The sequence below is a fragment of the Streptomyces filamentosus genome (assembly GCF_014654895.1).
Lineage (GTDB): Bacteria > Actinomycetota > Actinomycetes > Streptomycetales > Streptomycetaceae > Streptomyces > Streptomyces filamentosus.
Map to the genome: position 1 here is coordinate 838,279 of NZ_BNBE01000003.1, position 18,305 is coordinate 856,583.

The window sequence follows — 18,305 nt, forward strand, 5'->3', positions numbered from 1 at the left end:
CGTGCACCCTCCGCCGAGGGAGCAAAGCCGACAGCCGTCGCATCCCAGGGAGAACTCATCCATGGCCTCGTCGCCGACCCCTTCCGCCGACAGCAGGACCCGCGCCGCAGCGCTCCGCGAAGCACTCGCCAGCCGCGTCGTCGTCGCCGACGGAGCCATGGGCACCATGCTCCAGGCCCAGGACCCCACCCTCGAGGACTTCCAGAACCTCGAAGGGTGCAACGAGATCCTCAACGTCACCCGGCCCGACATCGTCAGCTCCGTCCACCGCGAGTACTTCGAGGTCGGCGTCGACTGCGTCGAGACCAACACCTTCGGCTCCAACCACACCGCGGCGGGCGAGTACGAGATCGCCGACCGCATCTTCGAGCTGTCCGAGGCCGGCGCCCGGATCGCCCGCGAGGTCGCCGACGAGTTCGGCGCGAAGGACGGCCGCCAGCGCTGGGTCCTCGGCTCCATCGGCCCCGGCACCAAGCTGCCGTCGCTCGGCCACATCGCGTACGACGTCCTGCGCGACGGCTACCAGCAGAACGCCGAGGGCCTGCTGGCCGGCGGCTCGGACGCCCTGATCGTCGAGACCTCCCAGGACCTCCTCCAGACCAAGGCGAGCCTCGTCGGCGCCCGCCGGGCGATGGACGCCCTCGGCATCGACGTCCCGCTGATCTGCTCGCTCGCCTTCGAGACCACCGGCGTCATGCTGCTCGGCTCCGAGATCGGCGCCGCGCTCACCGCCCTCGAACCCCTCGGCATCGACCTCATCGGCCTGAACTGCTCCACCGGCCCGGCCGAGATGAACGAGCACCTGCGCTACCTGGCCCGCCACTCCACGACCCCGCTCATGTGCATGCCGAACGCCGGCCTGCCCGTGCTGACCAAGGACGGCGCGTACTTCCCGCTGACGCCGCCCGAGATGGCCGACGCCCAGGAGCACTTCGTCCGCGACTACGGCCTCTCCCTGGTCGGCGGCTGCTGCGGCTCCACGCCCGAGCACTTGCGCCAGGTCGTCGAGCGGGTCCAGGGCATGACGCCCCCCGAGCGCGTCCCCCACCCCGAGCCGGGCGCCGCCTCCCTCTACCAGACCGTGCCGTTCCGGCAGGACACCTCGTACCTGGCGATCGGGGAGCGGACGAACGCGAACGGGTCGAAGAAGTTCCGGGAGGCCATGCTGGAGGGCCGCTGGGACGACTGCGTGGAGATGGCCCGGGACCAGATCCGCGAGGGCGCGCACATGCTCGACCTGTGCGTGGACTACGTGGGCCGCGACGGCGTCGCCGACATGCGGGAGCTGGCCGGCCGCTTCGCCACCGCCTCCACCCTGCCCATCGTCCTCGACTCCACCGAGGTCCCCGTCCTGCGCGCCGGCCTGGAGAAGCTCGGCGGCCGCGCGGTCATCAACTCGGTGAACTACGAGGACGGCGACGGCCCCGAGTCCCGCTTCGCCAAGGTCACGCAGCTCGCGCAGGAGCACGGCGCCGCCCTGATCGCCCTCACCATCGACGAGGAGGGCCAGGCCCGCACCGCCGAGAAGAAGGTCGAGATCGCGGAGCGGCTGATCGCGGACCTGACGGGCAACTGGGGGATCCGCGAGTCGGACATCCTCATCGACACCCTGACCTTCACCATCTGCACCGGCCAGGAGGAGTCGCGGAAGGACGGCATCGCGACGATCGAGGCGATCCGCGAGCTGAAGCGCCGCCACCCCGAGGTGCAGACCACCCTCGGCCTCTCCAACATCTCCTTCGGCCTCAACCCGGCCGCCCGGATCCTGCTCAACTCGGTCTTCCTGGACGAGTGCGTGAAGGCGGGCCTGGACTCCGCCATCGTCCACGCCTCGAAGATCCTCCCCATCGCCCGCTTCGACGAGGAGCAGGTCACCACCGCCCTCGACCTCGTGTACGACCGCCGCCGCGAGGGCTACGACCCGCTCCAGAAGCTCATGGAGCTGTTCGAGGGCGCCACCACCAAGTCCCTCAAGGCCGGCAAGGCCGAGGAGCTGGCCGCGCTGCCCCTGGAGGAGCGCCTCAAGCGCCGGATCATCGACGGCGAGAAGAACGGCCTTGAAGCCGACCTCGACGAGGCCCTGACCACCACCCCGGCCCTCGACATCGTCAACGACACCCTCCTCGACGGCATGAAGACGGTCGGCGAGCTCTTCGGCTCGGGGCAGATGCAGCTGCCGTTCGTGCTCCAGTCCGCCGAGGTCATGAAGACCGCGGTGGCCCACCTGGAGCCCCACATGGAGAAGTCCGACGCCGACGGCAAGGGCACCATCGTGCTCGCCACCGTCCGCGGCGACGTCCACGACATCGGCAAGAACCTCGTCGACATCATCCTCTCCAACAACGGCTACAACGTCGTCAACATCGGCATCAAGCAGCCCGTCTCCGCCATCCTCGAAGCCGCCGAGGAACACGACGCCGACGTCATCGGCATGTCCGGCCTCCTGGTCAAGTCCACCGTGATCATGAAGGAGAACCTGGAGGAGCTCAACCAGCGCGAGCTGGCCGCCAAGTACCCCGTGATCCTCGGCGGCGCCGCCCTGACCAGGGCCTACGTCGAGCAGGACCTCCACGAGATCTACCAGGGCGAGGTCCGCTACGCCCGCGACGCCTTCGAGGGCCTGCGCCTCATGGACGCCCTCGTCGCCGTCAAGCGCGGCGTCCCCGGAGCCGCGCTCCCCGAACTGAAGCAGCGCCGGGTCCCCAAGGCCACCGCCGCCCTCCAGATCGACGAGCCCGAGCCCGGCGGCCGCTCCGACGTCGCCACCGACAACCCCGTCCCCACCCCGCCCTTCTGGGGCACCCGCGTGGTCAAGGGCATCGGGCTCAAGGAGTACGCCTCCTGGCTCGACGAGGGCGCCCTCTTCAAGGGCCAGTGGGGCCTCAAGCAGAACCGGGCCGGCGACGGACCGACGTACGAGGAGCTGGTGGAGACCGAGGGCCGGCCCCGGCTGCGCGGCTGGCTCGACCGGCTGCACACCGAGAACCTGCTGGAAGCGGCCGTCGTCCACGGCTACTTCCCGTGCGTCTCCAAGGGCGACGACCTGATCATCCTCGACGAGGCCGGGAACGAACGCACCCGCTTCACCTTCCCGCGCCAGCGCCGCGGCCGCCGCCTCTGCCTCGCGGACTTCTTCCGCCCCGAGGAGTCCGGCGAGACCGACGTCGTCGGCCTCCAGGTCGTCACCGTCGGCTCCCGGATCGGCGAGGAGACCGCCCGCCTCTTCGCCGCCGACTCCTACCGCGACTACCTGGAGCTCCACGGCCTGTCCGTGCAGCTGGCCGAGGCCCTCGCCGAGTACTGGCACGCCCGCGTCCGCGCCGAGCTGGGCTTCGCCGGAGAGGACCCGGCCGACGTCCAGGACATGTTCGACCTCAAGTACCGCGGTGCCCGCTTCTCCCTCGGCTACGGCGCCTGCCCCGACCTGGAGGACCGCGCCAAGATCGCCGAGCTGCTCCGGCCGGAGCGGATCGGGGTGCACCTCTCGGAGGAGTTCCAGCTCCACCCCGAGCAGTCCACCGACGCCATCGTGATCCACCACCCCGAGGCGAAGTACTTCAACGCCCGGTGACCGCGCGCTGACGCCGGGGCGCAAATATCCGCGCCCGCGGTGATCGGGACGTACACTGGTCGGTCCAGTGCAGGCCGGTCCTCCTCCCCGTACCGGGGAAGGGGGCCGGCCTTCTCGTCCCTCCATGGAGGTGTGCCGGATGACCAGTACGGTCCCCGCGTCCCTGTTCCACGCCGGCGGGAGCTCCGCCCTGCAAGCGGTGTTCCTCGACATGGACGGGACCCTCGTCGACACCGAGGGCTTCTGGTGGGACGCCGAGGTGGAGGTCTTCGCCGACCTCGGACACCGCCTCGACGAGACGTGGCGCGACGTCGTCGTCGGCGGTCCGATGACCCGCAGCGCGGGCTACCTCATCGAGTCGACCGGGGCCGACATCACCCTCGACGAGCTGACCGTCCTGCTCAACGAGAAGTTCGAGCAGCGCATCGAGCGCGGCGTCCCCCTCATGCCGGGCGCCGAGCGCCTGCTGGCCGAACTGGCCCGGCACGCCATCCCCACCGCCCTGGTCTCCGCCTCCCACCGGCGGATCATCGACCGGGTCCTGGAGTCCGTCGGCCGCGACCGCTTCCACCTCACCGTCGCCGGCGACGAGGTCGCCCGCACCAAGCCGCACCCGGAGCCGTACCTGACCGCGGCCCGCGGCGTCGGCGCCGACCCCGCCCTGTGTGCGGTCATCGAGGACACCGCGACGGGGGTGGCCGCCGCCGAGGCCGCCGGCTGCCGGGTCGTCGCCGTGCCCTCCGTCTCCCCGATCCCCGCCCTGCCCGGCCGGGTCGTGGTCCGCTCCCTCGAAGAGGTCGACGTGCCGTTCCTGCGGACCCTCGTCTCCGGGATCTGAGCGTCCGGGCTGCCGGGCCGCCGAGCGTCCGGGCAGCCGGTCCTCCGGAGTCCGACGCCTCCGGGACCAGGCGACAGGATCAGGGCATCCGAGACCCGGGTCCCGGAAATCTGAGCTTTATCTGAGCTTTCTCCGGGCTTTCCCCGGGGATTCCCCCACGCATTCGCGGCGGACGCCTTCCCGGGCGTCCGCCGCCCATTTGGTTCAGGCCATTCCTCGAATTGCGGACGCGTGACCTTGGTCACCCAGCGTGCCCGCCGAGGGGTGGCCTGACCCCGTTCACCGCCCGGAATGCGGACGTCCGGCGTCCCCATGTGTCCCGATTAGGTAGCTCGCGTCCCCCTCGTGCACCGCATGACTATCGAAGCGGCCGCATTCATGATCACCCTGCGATTACCCCTCACCGGCCACCCCGTCAGGCCCCGGCAGCCCCGCGCACTAATCTTTCGCGAGTACTTCGCCGCCATCACCGCGTGCACCGGCGCACACCCAAGTCGCCGAGAACACAGGACCGATCGCAACTTCCCGGCCCGATCGCTCCCGCCCCGACCGGGCGGCCGCGGCGGAGTGTCGTCATGACCGCTGTACCCCAGGCCGGCTGAGGAGAACGTCCCTTGATGAACCGCAAGACCATGGTGCTGCCGGCCGTCGCCGGACTGCTCGCCCCGCTGCTCGCCGCCTGCGGCGCGGGAGAGGAGAGCAGAGCCATCGTCGTCGGAACCACCGACCAGTTCGTCGCCACCGAGGAGGCGCCCGCCCCCCTCGACCCGGCCTACGCCTACGACACCGGCACCTGGAACATCCTCCGCCAGACCGTGCAGACCCTGGTGCACGTCCCCCGCGGCGGCGGCGCCCCCGTCCCCGAGGCCGCCGAGACCTGCGGCTTCTCCGACCGGGCCAGCGAGAGCTACCGCTGCGTCCTGCGCCCCGGCCTCACCTTCGCCGACGGCACCCCCGTCACCGCCGAGGACGTCAAGTACTCCATCGACCGCGTGCGGAAGATCAAGGCCGACAACGGCGCCGCCGCGCTCCTGTCGACCGTCGACACCGTCGAGACCAAGGGCGACCGCGAGGTCGTCTTCCACCTCAACGCGCCCGACGCCACCTTCCCGTACAAGCTCTCCACCCCCGTCGCCGGCATCCTCAGCAAGGACAAGTACGCCGCCGACGAGCTCCGCGAGGGCTTCGAGGTCGACGGCTCCGGCCCGTACACCCTCAAGGCCGAGCGCGACGGCGACCGGGCCACCCGCTTCGTCTTCTCCCGCAACCCCCGCTACAAGGGCGACATCACGCCCCGCAACGAGAAGGTCGAACTCCGCGCCTACGCCGACGCCGGAGCCATGGGCACCGCCCTGGAGAGCAAGGACATCGACATGATGGCCCGCTCCCTCTCCCAGGAGCAGATCCGCGACCTCACCGAGACCCCCAAGGCCGGCATCCGCGTCTCCGAGGTCCCCGGCCTGGAGATCCGCTACCTCGGCTTCAACACCAAGGCCCCCTCCGTCGAGGAGAAGGCCGTCCGCCAGGCCATGGCCGCCGTCGTCGACCGCGGCGCCCTCGTCAACCGCGTCTACGGCCCCACCGCCGAACCGCTCTACTCGCTGATCCCCTCCAGCATCACCGGCCACAGCACCCCCTTCTACGAGGAGTACGGCGAGGGCGACGCCGACCGCGCCGCCGCCATCCTCCGCAAGGCCGGCGTGAAGACCCCGGTCCGCCTCACCCTCAACTACACCACCGACCACTACGGCGCCGAGACCGCCCAGGAGTTCGCGACGCTGAAGAACCAGCTCATCGCGAGCGAACTCTTCGACGTCCAGGTCAAGGGCACCAGCTGGTCCGAGTTCCGGCCCGCCCAGAAGCGCGGCGACTACGCCGTCTACGGCCTCGGCTGGTTCCCCGACTACCCGGACCCGGACAACTACGTCGCGCCCTTCCTGGACAGCGACAACTTCCTCGGCACCCCGTACGTCAACAAGACCGTCCGCGACCACCTCATCCCGCGGTCCCGCCGCCAGGCCGACCGCAACGCCGCGACCCCCGACTACCGGCAGATCCAGAAGATCGTCGCCCAGGACGTGCCCGTCCTGCCGCTCTGGCAGGGCAAGCAGTACGTCGCCGCCCGCGACGACATCAGCGGCGTCGAGTACGCCCTGAACACCTCCTCGGACCTGCTGCTCTGGGAACTCGGACGCGGCACCGCCTGACCCCTTCGTTGTACCGGCCGCGTGCCGACGCGCGGCCGGCCTGGCAAGAGATCAAGAGGCAAGTTCTGTGAAGACGCACCACAAGTGGCTGACCGCCCCGCTCGCCGCGGGCCTCTCCGCCGCCCTCCTCGGCGGCTGCGGCACCGAACAGGGGCAGGGCTCCGACGCCACCGACTCGGTCCGGGTCGGCATGTCCGACGAGATCCTGGCGACCGACCCGGCCGCCGGCTACGACCCCGGCTCCTGGCTGCTGTTCAACAACGTCTTCCAGTCCCTCCTCGCCTTCCCCAAGGGCGGCTCCCTGCCCGAACCCGAAGCCGCCGACACCTGCGGCTTCGACGAGGCCAGCACCGTCTACACCTGCACCCTGCGCCCGGGCCTGAAGTTCTCCAACGGCAACCCGCTCACCTCCGAGGACGTCAAGTTCTCCTTCGAGCGCGCCCTGAAGATCGCCGACCCCTCCGGCCCGGCCCCGCTGCTCTCCACCATCGACGCCATCGAGACCCCCGACGAGCGGACCGTCGTCTTCCGCCTCAAGGTCCCCGACGCCACCTTCCCCAGCAAGATAGCCTCCGGCGCCGGCTCCATCGTCGACCACCGCGAGTACCCCGCCGACGCCCTGCGCACCGACGGCAAGGCCGTCGGCTCCGGCCCCTACAAGCTGGACTCCTTCAGCGACGGCCGGGCCTCCTTCTCCGCCAACACCGGCTACCAGGGCACCGCGAAGCGCCGCAACGACAAGGTCACCCTCAAGCTGTACGGCGGCGACCGCGCCGCCCTCGCCAAGGCCTTCGCCGACGGCGACGTGGACATCGCCTACCGGGGACTCTCCGCCGCCGACATCTCCGCCCTGGAGAACTCCGCCGGCGACCACGACGCCCAGATCGTCCAGGGCAGCAGCGCCGAGGTCCAGCACCTCGTCTTCAACACGAAGGACCCCGTCGCCGGCAAGCCCGCCGTCCGCCGGGCGATCGCCCAGCTCATCGACCGCGACGCCCTCGTCGAGAACGTCTACAAGTCGACCGCCACCCCGCTCTACTCGATCGTCCCGGCCGGCATCAACGGCCACAACACCGCCTTCTTCGACACCTACGGCGCCCCCGACGCCGCCAAGGCGAAGAAGGCCCTCCGCGCCGCCGGCATCAAGGACAAGGTGACCCTGACCCTCTGGTCCACCCCCAGCCGCTACGGCCCCTCCACCGACGCCGAGCTGAAGGCCATCGCCGCCCAGCTCAACGAGAGCGGCCTCTTCGCCGCCGACGTCAGGTCCGTCCCCTTCGAGCAGTACGAGAAGGACATCGCCGCCGGGAAGTACGGCGTCTACGTCAAGGGCTGGGTCCCCGACTACCCCGACGCCGACAACTTCACCGCCCCGTTCTTCGGCGAGGGCAACGTCCTCGCCAACCACTACGAGAACGAGAAGATCACCGGCACCCTCCTGCCGAAGACCGCGGCCAACGCCGACCGCTCCGCCACCGACCGCGAGTACGGCGAGATCCAGGACCTCGTCGCCGAGGAGGTCCCCCTCCTCCCGCTCTGGCAGGGCAAGCAGTACGCCGTCGCCCGCGACGGCGTCACCGGCCTCGAATGGACCCTCGACGCGTCGACCGTCTTCCGCTTCTGGGAGATCCGCACCAGCTGACCCCGCCGCACCGCACGACGGAGGGCCCGGCACGCACCGCGCGCCGGGCCCTCCCGCACACCCCCGCCTACTGGCCGCCCGCCCCCGGACGCACCAGACCGCTCTCGTACGCGTACACCGCCGCCTGTACCCGGTCGCGCAGCCGCAGCTTCGTCAGCACGTGGCCCACGTGCGTCTTCACCGTCGTCTCGCTCACGAACAGGTCCGCCGCGATCTCCGCGTTCGACAGCCCGCGGGCCACCAGCTTCAGCACCTCGACCTCACGGTCCGTCAGCGTGGCCAGCGTGTCCGGCACCTGTTCCTCGCCCGTCGGCAGATGCGCCGAGTACTTGTCGAGCAGCCGCCGCGTGATCGACGGGGCCAGCATCGCCTCGCCCGCCGCCACCACCCGGATCGCCTGCACCAGCTCGACCGCCGGCGCGTCCTTCAGCAGGAAGCCGCTCGCCCCCGCCCGCAGCGCCTCCACCACGTACTCGTCCAGGTCGAAGGTGGTCAGCACCAGCACCTTCGCCGGACCGTCCCGGCCCGGCCCGGTGATCTGCCGGGTCGCCTCCACCCCGTCCATCCGCGGCATCCGGATGTCCATCAGCACCACGTCCGGCTGGAGCGCCCGCACCTGCTCCAGGGCCTGGAGCCCGTCACCGGCCTCGCCCACCACCGCGATGTCCTGCTCCGCCTCCAGAATCATCCGGAAGCCGGTGCGCAGCAGCGGCTGGTCGTCGACCAGAAGGACGCGAATCGTCACAGGGGCTCCTTCACGAGGCGGGCCGGTCGCCGCCCATTCTGCCCTGCCCCGATTCGTCCGACTCCGGCGGGCGCGCGGAAACGATCTCCAGCGGATACGCCGGGGGAGTCCCCCCGAACTCAGGGCACACCGCGCGGTGGTCGCACCAGCCGCACAGCTTCGTCGGCCGCGGCCGCCACTCGCCCGTCTCCGTCGCCAGCCGGATCGCGTCCCACAGCGCGAGCAGCTTCCGCTCCACCCGCCGCAGGTCCGCCTCCACCGGGTCGTACGTCAGCACGTCCCCGCTGCCCAGATAGACCAGCTGGAGCCGGCGCGGGATCACCCCCCGCAGCCGCCACACCACCAGCGCGTAGAACGTCATCTGGAACAGCGCGCCCTCGCTGTACTCCGGCCGCGGCGCCTTCCCCGTCTTGTAGTCGACGATCCGCACCTCGCCCGTCGGCGCCACGTCCACCCGGTCGATCACCCCGCGCAGCCGCAGCCCCGACTCCAGCTCCGTCTCCACGAACAGCTCGCGCTCCGCCGGCTCCAGACGCGACGGATCCTCCAGCGTGAACCAGCGCTCCACCAGCGACTCGGCCTCCGCCAGCCACTGCCCGAGCCGCTCGCCCCCCGGATCGTCCGTGAACAGCTCGCCCAGCTCCGGCCGCGACTCCAGGAGCCGCTCCCACTGCCCCGGCACCATCGCCTTCGCCCGCGGCACCGTCCGCTCGCCCGCCGGATCGTCGAAGAGCCGCTCCAGGACCGCGTGCACCAGCGTCCCCCGCGTCGCCGCCGCGCTCGGCTTCTCCGGCAGCCGGTCGATCACCCGGAACCGGTACAACAGGGGACACTGCATGAAGTCGCTCGCCCGCGACGGCGACAACGACATGGGCGCCCGGGGCCCCTCCGGGAGCCGCTCGCTCGTACTCATGACACAGACCCTACGACCCGCCACCGACAGTGAGCCGCATACCATCGACGCATGACCCGTCGCGCTGCATGATCGACCTGTGACGCACCGGCGCGGTCACCCCGGCGACGAGAGGAACCCGTGAACCAGGACGAGCCCAAGCCGCAGCGGACCGAGGAGCCCGGTGGCGGGATCCTGATGGGCCGGCCCTTCGGCGTGCCCGTCTACGTCGCCCCCAGCTGGTTCCTCGTCGCCGCCCTCATCACCTGGGTCTTCGGCGACCAGATCGAACGGGTCCTGCCCGAACTCGGCGCGGCCCGCTACCTGGTCTCCCTCTTCTTCGCCGTCGCCTTCTACGCCTCCGTCCTCGTCCACGAGCTCGCCCACACCGTCGCCGCCCTCCGCTTCAAGCTCCCCGTGCGGCGCATCCAGCTCCAGTTCTTCGGCGGCGTCTCCGAGATCGAGAAGGAGTCCGAGACCCCCGGCCGCGAATTCGTCCTCGCCTTCGTCGGCCCCCTCCTCTCCCTCGTCCTCGCGGGCGTCTTCTACGCCGCCATGCACGCCGTCGACCCCGGCACCGTCCCCGGCGTCCTCCTCGCCGGCCTGATGATCTCCAACCTCATCGTCGCGATCTTCAACCTGCTCCCCGGCCTCCCGCTCGACGGCGGCCGGATGCTCCGCGCCGTCGTCTGGAAGCTCACCGGCAGGCCCATGACCGGCACCGTCGCCGCCGCCTGGGTCGGCCGCGCCCTCGCCGTCACCGTCCTCATCGGCCTCCCCCTCCTCACCCGCACCGGCTGGCTCGGCAACTCCACCGCCGACATCGACGGCTTCACCACCGTCACCGACGCCCTCCTCGCCGCCATCCTGGCCGCCATCATCTGGACCGGAGCCGGCAACAGCCTCCGCATGGCCCGCCTGCGCGAGCACCTCCCCGAGCTCCGCGCCCGCGCCCTCACCCGCCGCGCCATCCCCGTCGAACCCGACACCCCGCTCTCCGAGGCCCTCCGCCGCGCCAACGAGGCCGGCGCCCGCGCCCTCGTCGTCGTCGACGGCTCCGGCGACCCCACCGGCATCGTCCGCGAGGCCGCCATCGCCGCCGTCCCCCAGCACCGCCGCCCCTGGGCCGCCGTCTCCACCCTCGCCCAGGACCTCACCCCCGGCATGCGCGTCCCCGCCGAACTCACCGGCCAGCCCCTCCTCGACCACCTCCGCGCCACCCCCGCCACCGAGTACCTCGTCGTCGAGGACACCGGCGCGATCTACGGCGTCCTGTCCACCACGGACGTCGAGCGCGCCTTCGTCAAAGCCATGGCACGACCCTCCTCCTGAGCCCGGTACTCTTGTTCACATGTCCGAACCGACCGGTGCCGCCCGCCGACGCGGGCCCTTCAAGGTCGGGGACCAGGTTCAGCTGACCGACCCCAAGGGCCGTCACTACACGTTCACGCTCGAAGAGGGAAAGAACTTCCACACCCACAAGGGTTCCTTCCCGCACGACGAACTGATCGGCGCCCCCGAGGGCAGCGTTGTCCGCACCACCGGAAACGTCGCCTACCTCGCGCTGCGCCCCCTGCTCCCCGACTACGTCCTGTCCATGCCCCGCGGCGCCGCCGTGGTCTACCCGAAGGACGCGGGGCAGATCCTCGCCTTCGCCGACATCTTCCCCGGCGCGCGCGTCGTGGAGGCCGGCGTGGGCTCCGGATCGCTCAGCAGCTTCCTGCTCCGCGCCATCGGCGACAGCGGCATGCTGCACTCCTACGAGCGCCGCGAGGACTTCGCCGAGATCGCGAAGGGCAACGTCGAGCGCTACTTCGGCGGCCCCCACCCCGCGTGGCAGCTGACCGTCGGCGACCTCCAGGACAACCTGTCCGACACCGACGTCGACCGCGTCATCCTCGACATGCTCGCCCCCTGGGAGTGCCTGGAGGCCGTCTCCAAGGCCCTCGTCCCCGGCGGCATCCTCTGCTGCTACGTGGCCACCACCACCCAGCTCGCCCGCACCGTGGAGTCCATCCGCGAGATCGGCTGCTACGCCGAGCCGCAGCCCTGGGAATCCATGATCCGCAACTGGCACGTCGAGGGCCTGGCCGTCCGGCCCGACCACCGCATGATCGGCCACACCGGCTTCCTCGTCACCGCCCGCCGCCTCGCGGACGGCGTCGAGCCCCCGATGCGCCGCCGCCGCCCCGCCAAGGGCGCCTACGGCGAGGACTACGACGGCCCCAACAAGGGCTGACCCTCCGACAGGATCCCGGCCGACGCCGCCGTCCCCACCCCGCGCCGCGGGGAACCGGACGGCGGCGTCGCCGCGTTCGGCACCCCTGTTCGACCACCCCCGGCTGTTCCACCGCCCTGTGACGTGTGGCACGATGCCCGCAACCCCTCGGCACGACCCTCACAGGAGACGTCTCGCGTGCAGCCCTCCGCCGCCCCGGACCCCGTGGACCTCGCACACACCCACGCCCGGCCGCTGCACTGGCTGGCCACCGCCACCGCGACCGCCGCGGTCGTCGCCCTCGCCGGCGTCCTGACCCCCCGGGCCGCCGAAGCGGACACCACCACCACGGCCGCCCCCGCCCCCGCGGCGCCCGGCCCGGCCGCCGCGCCCGACGCGGACACCGCCGTCTACCCCCTCCGGTGCGGGGGAGGGGCCCACACGGTCGCCCGGCGCGCCACGGGCGACCTGGACGGCGACAAGAACCCCGAGACCGTTGCGGTCGTACACTGCGAAGCCGGATCCGGAACCCCGCCCGCCGGTCTGTACGTCCTCACCCGCGGCCGCGGCGAAGGAGCCCCCGCGCGCGTGGTGGCCACCCTCGTCGACCCGCGCGAGCAGCGCAGCGTCACCGGCCTGGAGATCCGCGAAGGCGCCGTCCGCGCCACCCTGCTCGGCTACTCGTCCCCCGACGTCCCCCGCTGCTGCCCCGACGAGAAGGAGCAGGTCGGCTGGGAGTGGACCGGCGGCGCCTTCGTCCGTACGACGGGCGCCGGAGCCCTCGGAGCCTGACGCGTCACTCCGCGTCGGGGCCGTACACCTCGACGCGGTCCCGGACCCGGCGCACGTGGATGCAGTCGCCCGGGCACTCCTTCGCCGAGTCCACCACGTCCTGGAGCAGCGGCAGCGGCACGGGCGTCGTCGCCCCCGCCTCCTGGAGCAGCTCGTCGTCCGCGCTCTTCACATACGCGAGCCCGTCGATGTCCAGTTCGAAGACCTCGGGGGCGTACTGAGCGCAGATCCCGTCCCCGGTGCACAGGTCCTGGTCGATCCAGACCTCCAGGGCCTCCTCGGCCCCGCCGGCGGGGGCCTCGTGCTGCACGCTCATCACTTCTGCCGTTTCTGCTCCGCGGACAATTGGGGCCGCCACCGATGGGTGTTGGCCCCTCACGACGATACAACTGCCCGCTTTCAGAGCGTGAAAGGGTGGGTATTCACCTGGCGAGAGGGGAAGCGCAAGGGTGAAGATCGGACACACCCCGGAGTCTTTTTGATCTAGGGGTTTCAATCATCACCCACGCAGGTAGGGTCAGGATGCGTCCAGCTCCCCTTGGAGGAGGTGAGGACCGTGGCAGCCCACGACGACGACATCAACCGCGGCATCCGGCCGGGGCGGGGGTCTGAAGACCCCGCCGGCCAGGTTGCCTATCTCGAGCAGGAAATCGCCGTCCTGCGCCGCAAGCTCGCCGACTCTCCGCGACACACGAGGATTCTCGAAGAGCGGATCGTCGAGCTGCAGACGAACCTGGCCGGCGTGTCCGCGCAGAACGAAAGGCTGGCGAACACGCTCCGTGAGGCCCGCGACCAGATCGTGGCCCTCAAGGAGGAGGTCGACCGGCTCGCACAGCCGCCGGCCGGCTTCGGCGTCTTCTTGCAGGCGAACGAGGACGGCACGTGCGACATCATCACCGGGGGCCGCAAGCTCCGGGTGAACGTGAGTCCGAGCGTGGAGCTCGAAGAGCTCCGCCGCGGCCAGGAAGTCATGCTCAACGAGGCGCTCAACGTGGTCGAGGCCATGGAGTTCGAGCGTTCCGGCGAGATCGTCACCCTCAAGGAGATCCTGGAGGACGGCGAGCGCGCCCTGGTGGTGGGGCACACCGACGAGGAGAGGGTGGTGAGGCTCGCCGAGCCTCTGCTGGACGTCACCATCCGCTCCGGCGACGCCCTGCTCTTCGACTCCCGGTCCGGCTACGTCTACGAGGTCGTCCCCAAGAGCGAGGTCGAGGAACTCGTCCTCGAAGAGGTCCCGGACGTCGACTACGAGAAGATCGGCGGTCTGGGCAACCAGATCGAGCTGATCCGCGACGCGGTCGAGCTCCCGTACCTCTACCCCGACCTCTTCAAGGAGCACGAACTCCGGCCGCCCAAGGGCATCCTGCTCTACGGGCCGCCCGGCTGCGGCAAGACGCTCATCGCCAAGGCCGTGGCCAACTCCCTGGCCAAGAAGGTCGCCGAGGTCACCGGCCAGCCCGCGGGGAAGTCCTACTTCCTCAACATCAAGGGCCCCGAGCTCCTCAACAAGTACGTCGGCGAGACCGAGCGGCACATCCGCCTGGTCTTCCAGCGGGCCCGCGAGAAGGCCAGCGAAGGCACCCCCGTCATCGTCTTCTTCGACGAGATGGAGTCGCTCTTCCGCACCCGCGGATCCGGTGTCAGCTCGGACGTGGAGAACACCATCGTCCCCCAGCTGCTCGCCGAGATCGACGGCGTCGAGGGCCTGGAGAACGTGATCGTGATCGGCGCCTCCAACCGCGAGGACATGATCGACCCCGCGATCCTGCGGCCCGGCCGGCTCGACGTCAAGATCAAGATCGAGCGTCCGGACGCCGAGGCCGCGAAGGACATCTTCGCGAAGTACCTCACCGCCAACCTTCCGCTCCACGCGGACGACATCTCCGAGCACAGCGGCTCCAAGGCCGCCGCCGCCCACGGAATGATCCAGTCCGTCGTCGAGCAGATGTACGCCGAATCCGAGGAGAACCGCTTCCTCGAAGTCACGTACGCCAACGGTGACAAGGAAGTCCTCTACTTCAAGGACTTCAACTCCGGCGCGATGATCCAGAACATCGTCGACCGGGCCAAGAAGATGGCCATCAAGGCATTCCTCGACCACGACCAGAAGGGCATCCGGATCTCCCACCTCCTCCAGGCGTGCGTGGACGAGTTCAAGGAGAACGAGGACCTGCCCAACACCACCAACCCGGACGACTGGGCCCGCATCTCCGGAAAGAAGGGCGAGCGGATCGTCTTCATCCGCACCCTCGTCACCGGAAAGCAGGGCGCGGACACCGGACGCTCCATCGACACGGTGGCCAACACCGGTCAGTACCTGTAGAAGCGCACACCGGCTGCGGATGTCCGGAAAACGGGCATCCGCAGCCGTCGCATTCATCCAGGAAAAACTCCCGGCCACATCCGGGAAATACCGCAAGTGATCTCCCCACCAGCGCGGAGCCGCTCTAGGCTCTTCGGTACCGCCGAGTCGCGCACTGAGCGCCGCCGGGCAAGGAGGGCCGCATGACCGTACGGCGAGTAATGGGCATCGAGACGGAGTACGGGATCTCCGTCCCCGGACACCCGAACGCCAATGCCATGCTCACCTCGTCCCAGATCGTCAACGCCTACGCCGCGGCGATGCACCGGGCGCGCCGCGCCCGCTGGGACTTCGAGGAGGAGAACCCGCTGCGGGACGCCCGCGGCTTCGACCTCGCCCGCGAGGTCGCCGACTCCAGCCAGCTCACCGACGAGGACATCGGCCTCGCCAACGTGATCCTCACCAACGGCGCCCGGCTCTACGTGGACCACGCCCACCCCGAGTACAGCGCCCCCGAGGTCACCAACCCGCGCGACGCCGTCCTCTGGGACAAGGCCGGCGAGCGGATCATGGCCGAGGCCGCCGAGCGCGCCGCCCAGCTCCCCGGCGCCCAGCCCATCCACCTCTACAAGAACAACACCGACAACAAGGGCGCCTCCTACGGCACGCACGAGAACTACCTGATGAAGCGGGAGACCCCCTTCTCGGACATCGTGCGCCACCTGACGCCCTTCTTCGTCTCCCGGCAGGTCGTCACCGGCGCCGGACGGGTCGGCATCGGCCAGGACGGGCGCGAGGACGGCTTCCAGCTCAGCCAGCGCGCCGACTACTTCGAGGTCGAGGTCGGCCTGGAGACCACCCTCAAACGGCCCATCATCAACACCCGGGACGAACCGCACGCCGACGCCGAGAAGTACCGCAGGCTGCACGTGATCATCGGGGACGCCAACCTCTCCGAGATCTCCACCTACCTGAAGCTGGGCACCACCGCCCTGGTCCTCTCGATGATCGAGGACGGCTTCATCACCGTCGACCTCGCCGTCGACCAGCCGGTCCGCACCCTCCACCACGTCTCCCACGACCCCACGCTCCGGTACCTCGTCACGCTGCGCAGCGGCCGGACGCTCACCGCCGTCCAGCTCCAGATGGAGTACTTCGAGCTGGCCAGGAAGTACGTGGAGGAGCGGTACGGGGCGGACGCCGACGAACAGACCAAGGACGTCCTGGCCCGCTGGGAGGACACCCTGGGCCGGCTGGAGACCGACCCGATGAGCCTCGCCGGCGAACTGGACTGGGTCGCCAAGCGGGAGCTCATGGAGGGCTACCGCCGCAGGGACGGCCTGGACTGGGACGCGGCCCGGCTGCACCTGGTCGACCTCCAGTACGCGGACGTGCGGCCCGACAAGGGCCTCTACAACCGCCTGGTGGCCCGCGGCCGCATGAAGCGGCTCCTGGACGAGTCCGAGGTGCAGCGCGCGAAGACGGCCCCTCCGGAGGACACCAGGGCCTACTTCCGGGGCCGCTGCCTGGAGCAGTACGCCGACGACGTCGCCGCGGCCTCCTGGGACTCGGTGATCTTCGACCTGCCGGGCCGCGACTCGCTCCAGCGCGTCCCGACCCTGGAACCGCTGCGCGGCACCAAGGCCCACGTGGCGGCCCTCCTGGACCGCTGCCGCACGGCGGAGGAACTCGTCAGGGTTCTTTCCGGCAGCTGATTCGATACCTGAACAGGGGCTGAAACGGTCGGCCCCTGGGAATCATGAAAGCAGTGCGCGGACGTTGTGGAAACGCGGGGGCCGATGTCGGCCCCGGCTTGTAGGGTCTGATCTTGAAAGGCCCGGCAGCACCGGTCCGAGCGATCCGATTCGAGCGGGGTGAGGAAATGGCGACCAAGGACACCGGCGGCGGACAGCAGAAGGCGACGCGTTCCACGGAAGAGGTCGAGGAGACCACCACGGAGGCGAGCTCCGACCTCAAGGAGCGCCAGGAGAAGCTGAGCGACGACGTCGACTCGGTCCTCGACGAGATCGACGACGTCCTGGAGGAGAACGCCGAGGACTTCGTCCGGAGCTTCGTGCAGAAGGGCGGCGAGTAGCCGCCTCACCCTGTCCTTCCCGTCCCCGGAGCCCCGGGAGAAGCCGTGGGTCCGGGGACGGATGACAGGCCGCAGCACGGGTAAGGTCCGTACACAGCAATCAAGATCGGCCCGCGCGAGCCAAGGGGGCGGGCCCTTCTCACCCACCCGGAAGGAATCGCGTGGAAGCCAACCCTCGTAGCACCGGGCGTCTGCCGGCGGCCTTCCTGACGCCGGGCTCCTCCTCCTTCATGGACTTCCTCGCCGACCACTCGCCCCAGATGCTGCCGGGGAACCGGAAGCTGCCGGACGGGATCGTCGAGGCTCCGCACGGTACGACCATCGTGGCCGCCACCTTCCCCGGGGGCGTCGTGCTCGCCGGTGACCGGCGGGCCACCATGGGCAACATGATCGCCCAGCGGGACATCGAGAAGGTGTTCCCGGCGGACGAGTACTCGGCCGTCGGCATCGCCGGCACCGCCGGCCTCGCGGTCGAGATGGTCAAGCTCTTCCAGCTGGAGCTGGAGCACTTCGAGAAGGTCGAGGGGGCCACGCTCTCCCTGGAGGGCAAAGCGAACCGCCTGTCCACCATGATCCGCAGCAACCTCGGCATGGCCATGCAGGGCCTCGCCGTCGTGCCGCTCTTCGCCGGCTGGGACGAGGGCCGGGAGAAGGGCCGGATCTTCTCCTACGACGTGACCGGCGGCCGCTCCGAGGAGCACGGCTACGCCGCCACCGGCTCGGGTTCGATCTTCGCGCGCGGCTCCATGAAGAAGCTGTACCGCGAGGACCTGACCGAGCAGCAGGCGACCACACTGGTCGTGCAGGCGCTGTACGACGCGGCGGACGACGACTCGGCGACCGGCGGCCCGGACCTGGCCCGCCGGATCTTCCCGATCGTCACCGTCATCACCGACGAGGGCTTCCGCAGGCTCACCGAGGCGGAGTCCTCCGAGCTGGCCCGTTCGGTCACCGAGCGGCGTCTGGAACAGCCGGACGGACCGCGCGCCGCCCTGCTCTGACC

Annotated in this window: 14 protein-coding genes; 11 read left to right on the forward strand and 3 right to left on the reverse strand. The window is 70.4% G+C overall.

The window, feature by feature from the left end:
- Positions 1 to 61 precede the first annotated feature (61 nt).
- From metH to IE326_RS31255, 4 genes are all read left to right on the forward strand, one after another.
- On the forward strand, positions 62 to 3,571 hold the full coding sequence (gene metH / locus IE326_RS31240; protein WP_190043936.1) for a methionine synthase: 3,510 nt from the start codon (positions 62 to 64) through the stop codon (positions 3,569 to 3,571).
- 139 nt (positions 3,572 to 3,710) lie between these two features.
- Positions 3,711 to 4,409 (forward strand): HAD family hydrolase, encoded by a 699-nt coding sequence (locus IE326_RS31245; RefSeq protein ID WP_150227378.1) that lies wholly within the window; start codon positions 3,711 to 3,713, stop codon positions 4,407 to 4,409.
- Positions 4,410 to 5,026: 617 nt separating this feature from the next.
- Positions 5,027 to 6,616 carry an ABC transporter substrate-binding protein gene (locus IE326_RS31250; RefSeq protein WP_150227377.1) on the forward strand — a complete coding sequence of 530 codons (1,590 nt, stop codon included), beginning with the start codon at positions 5,027 to 5,029 and terminating at the stop codon, positions 6,614 to 6,616.
- A gap of 67 nt (positions 6,617 to 6,683) precedes the next feature.
- Positions 6,684 to 8,258 (forward strand): ABC transporter substrate-binding protein, encoded by a 1,575-nt coding sequence (locus tag IE326_RS31255; protein WP_150227376.1) that lies wholly within the window; start codon positions 6,684 to 6,686, stop codon positions 8,256 to 8,258.
- Positions 8,259 to 8,325: 67 nt separating this feature from the next.
- Here IE326_RS31255 and IE326_RS31260 read toward each other — a convergent pair whose 3' ends face one another.
- Positions 8,326 to 9,003, reverse strand: coding sequence for a response regulator (locus IE326_RS31260; protein ID WP_150227375.1), 678 nt, complete (start codon positions 9,001 to 9,003; stop codon positions 8,326 to 8,328).
- A gap of 10 nt (positions 9,004 to 9,013) precedes the next feature.
- On the reverse strand, positions 9,014 to 9,916 hold the full coding sequence (locus tag IE326_RS31265; RefSeq protein ID WP_229915742.1) for a RecB family exonuclease: 903 nt from the start codon (positions 9,914 to 9,916) through the stop codon (positions 9,014 to 9,016).
- 177 nt (positions 9,917 to 10,093) lie between these two features.
- Here IE326_RS31265 and IE326_RS31270 point away from each other — a divergent pair, with 177 nt between their 5' ends.
- The 3 genes from IE326_RS31270 (at position 10,094) to IE326_RS31280 (ending at position 12,905) form a co-directional block, all read left to right on the forward strand.
- Entirely contained in the window at positions 10,094 to 11,227 is a 1,134-nt protein-coding gene (locus IE326_RS31270; RefSeq protein WP_308440353.1) for a site-2 protease family protein, read from the forward strand.
- Positions 11,228 to 11,246: 19 nt separating this feature from the next.
- Positions 11,247 to 12,134: a tRNA (adenine-N1)-methyltransferase gene (locus IE326_RS31275; protein ID WP_030759602.1), complete on the forward strand. Its 888-nt coding sequence runs from the start codon at positions 11,247 to 11,249 to the stop codon at positions 12,132 to 12,134.
- Between the two features lie 177 nt (positions 12,135 to 12,311).
- Positions 12,312 to 12,905 carry a hypothetical protein gene (locus IE326_RS31280; RefSeq protein ID WP_190043938.1) on the forward strand — a complete coding sequence of 198 codons (594 nt, stop codon included), beginning with the start codon at positions 12,312 to 12,314 and terminating at the stop codon, positions 12,903 to 12,905.
- Between the two features lie 4 nt (positions 12,906 to 12,909).
- Here the strand turns inward: IE326_RS31280 and IE326_RS31285 are convergent, their stop codons facing one another.
- Entirely contained in the window at positions 12,910 to 13,221 is a 312-nt protein-coding gene (locus tag IE326_RS31285) for a ferredoxin (protein ID WP_150227371.1), read from the reverse strand.
- 240 nt (positions 13,222 to 13,461) lie between these two features.
- Here IE326_RS31285 and arc point away from each other — a divergent pair, with 240 nt between their 5' ends.
- The 4 genes from arc to prcB all read left to right on the forward strand — a co-directional run bounded on the left by arc (position 13,462) and on the right by prcB (position 18,303).
- Positions 13,462 to 15,228 (forward strand): proteasome ATPase, encoded by a 1,767-nt coding sequence (gene arc, locus IE326_RS31290; protein ID WP_030759611.1) that lies wholly within the window; start codon positions 13,462 to 13,464, stop codon positions 15,226 to 15,228.
- Between the two features lie 182 nt (positions 15,229 to 15,410).
- Positions 15,411 to 16,922, forward strand: coding sequence for a depupylase/deamidase Dop (dop, locus tag IE326_RS31295; RefSeq protein ID WP_190043939.1), 1,512 nt, complete (start codon positions 15,411 to 15,413; stop codon positions 16,920 to 16,922).
- A gap of 167 nt (positions 16,923 to 17,089) precedes the next feature.
- A complete protein-coding gene (locus IE326_RS31300; RefSeq protein ID WP_015032443.1) occupies positions 17,090 to 17,302 on the forward strand; it encodes a ubiquitin-like protein Pup in 213 nt (70 codons plus the stop codon).
- A 161-nt stretch (positions 17,303 to 17,463) separates the two neighbouring features.
- Positions 17,464 to 18,303: a proteasome subunit beta gene (gene prcB / locus IE326_RS31305; protein WP_150227369.1), complete on the forward strand. Its 840-nt coding sequence runs from the start codon at positions 17,464 to 17,466 to the stop codon at positions 18,301 to 18,303.
- The last annotated feature ends 2 nt before the right edge of the window (positions 18,304 to 18,305 follow it).

Coding starts and splice junctions, on each gene's coding strand:
- metH (WP_190043936.1), top strand. CDS start 62: ATGGCCTCGTCGCCGACCCCTTCCGCCGACAGCAGGACCCGCGCCGCA.
- IE326_RS31245 (WP_150227378.1), top strand. CDS start 3,711: ATGACCAGTACGGTCCCCGCGTCCCTGTTCCACGCCGGCGGGAGCTCC.
- IE326_RS31250 (WP_150227377.1), top strand. CDS start 5,027: ATGAACCGCAAGACCATGGTGCTGCCGGCCGTCGCCGGACTGCTCGCC.
- IE326_RS31265 (WP_229915742.1), bottom strand. CDS start 9,916: ATGAGTACGAGCGAGCGGCTCCCGGAGGGGCCCCGGGCGCCCATGTCG.
- IE326_RS31270 (WP_308440353.1), top strand. CDS start 10,094: ATGGGCCGGCCCTTCGGCGTGCCCGTCTACGTCGCCCCCAGCTGGTTC.
- IE326_RS31275 (WP_030759602.1), top strand. CDS start 11,247: ATGTCCGAACCGACCGGTGCCGCCCGCCGACGCGGGCCCTTCAAGGTC.
- IE326_RS31285 (WP_150227371.1), bottom strand. CDS start 13,221: ATGAGCGTGCAGCACGAGGCCCCCGCCGGCGGGGCCGAGGAGGCCCTG.
- dop (WP_190043939.1), top strand. CDS start 15,411: ATGACCGTACGGCGAGTAATGGGCATCGAGACGGAGTACGGGATCTCC.
- IE326_RS31300 (WP_015032443.1), top strand. CDS start 17,090: ATGGCGACCAAGGACACCGGCGGCGGACAGCAGAAGGCGACGCGTTCC.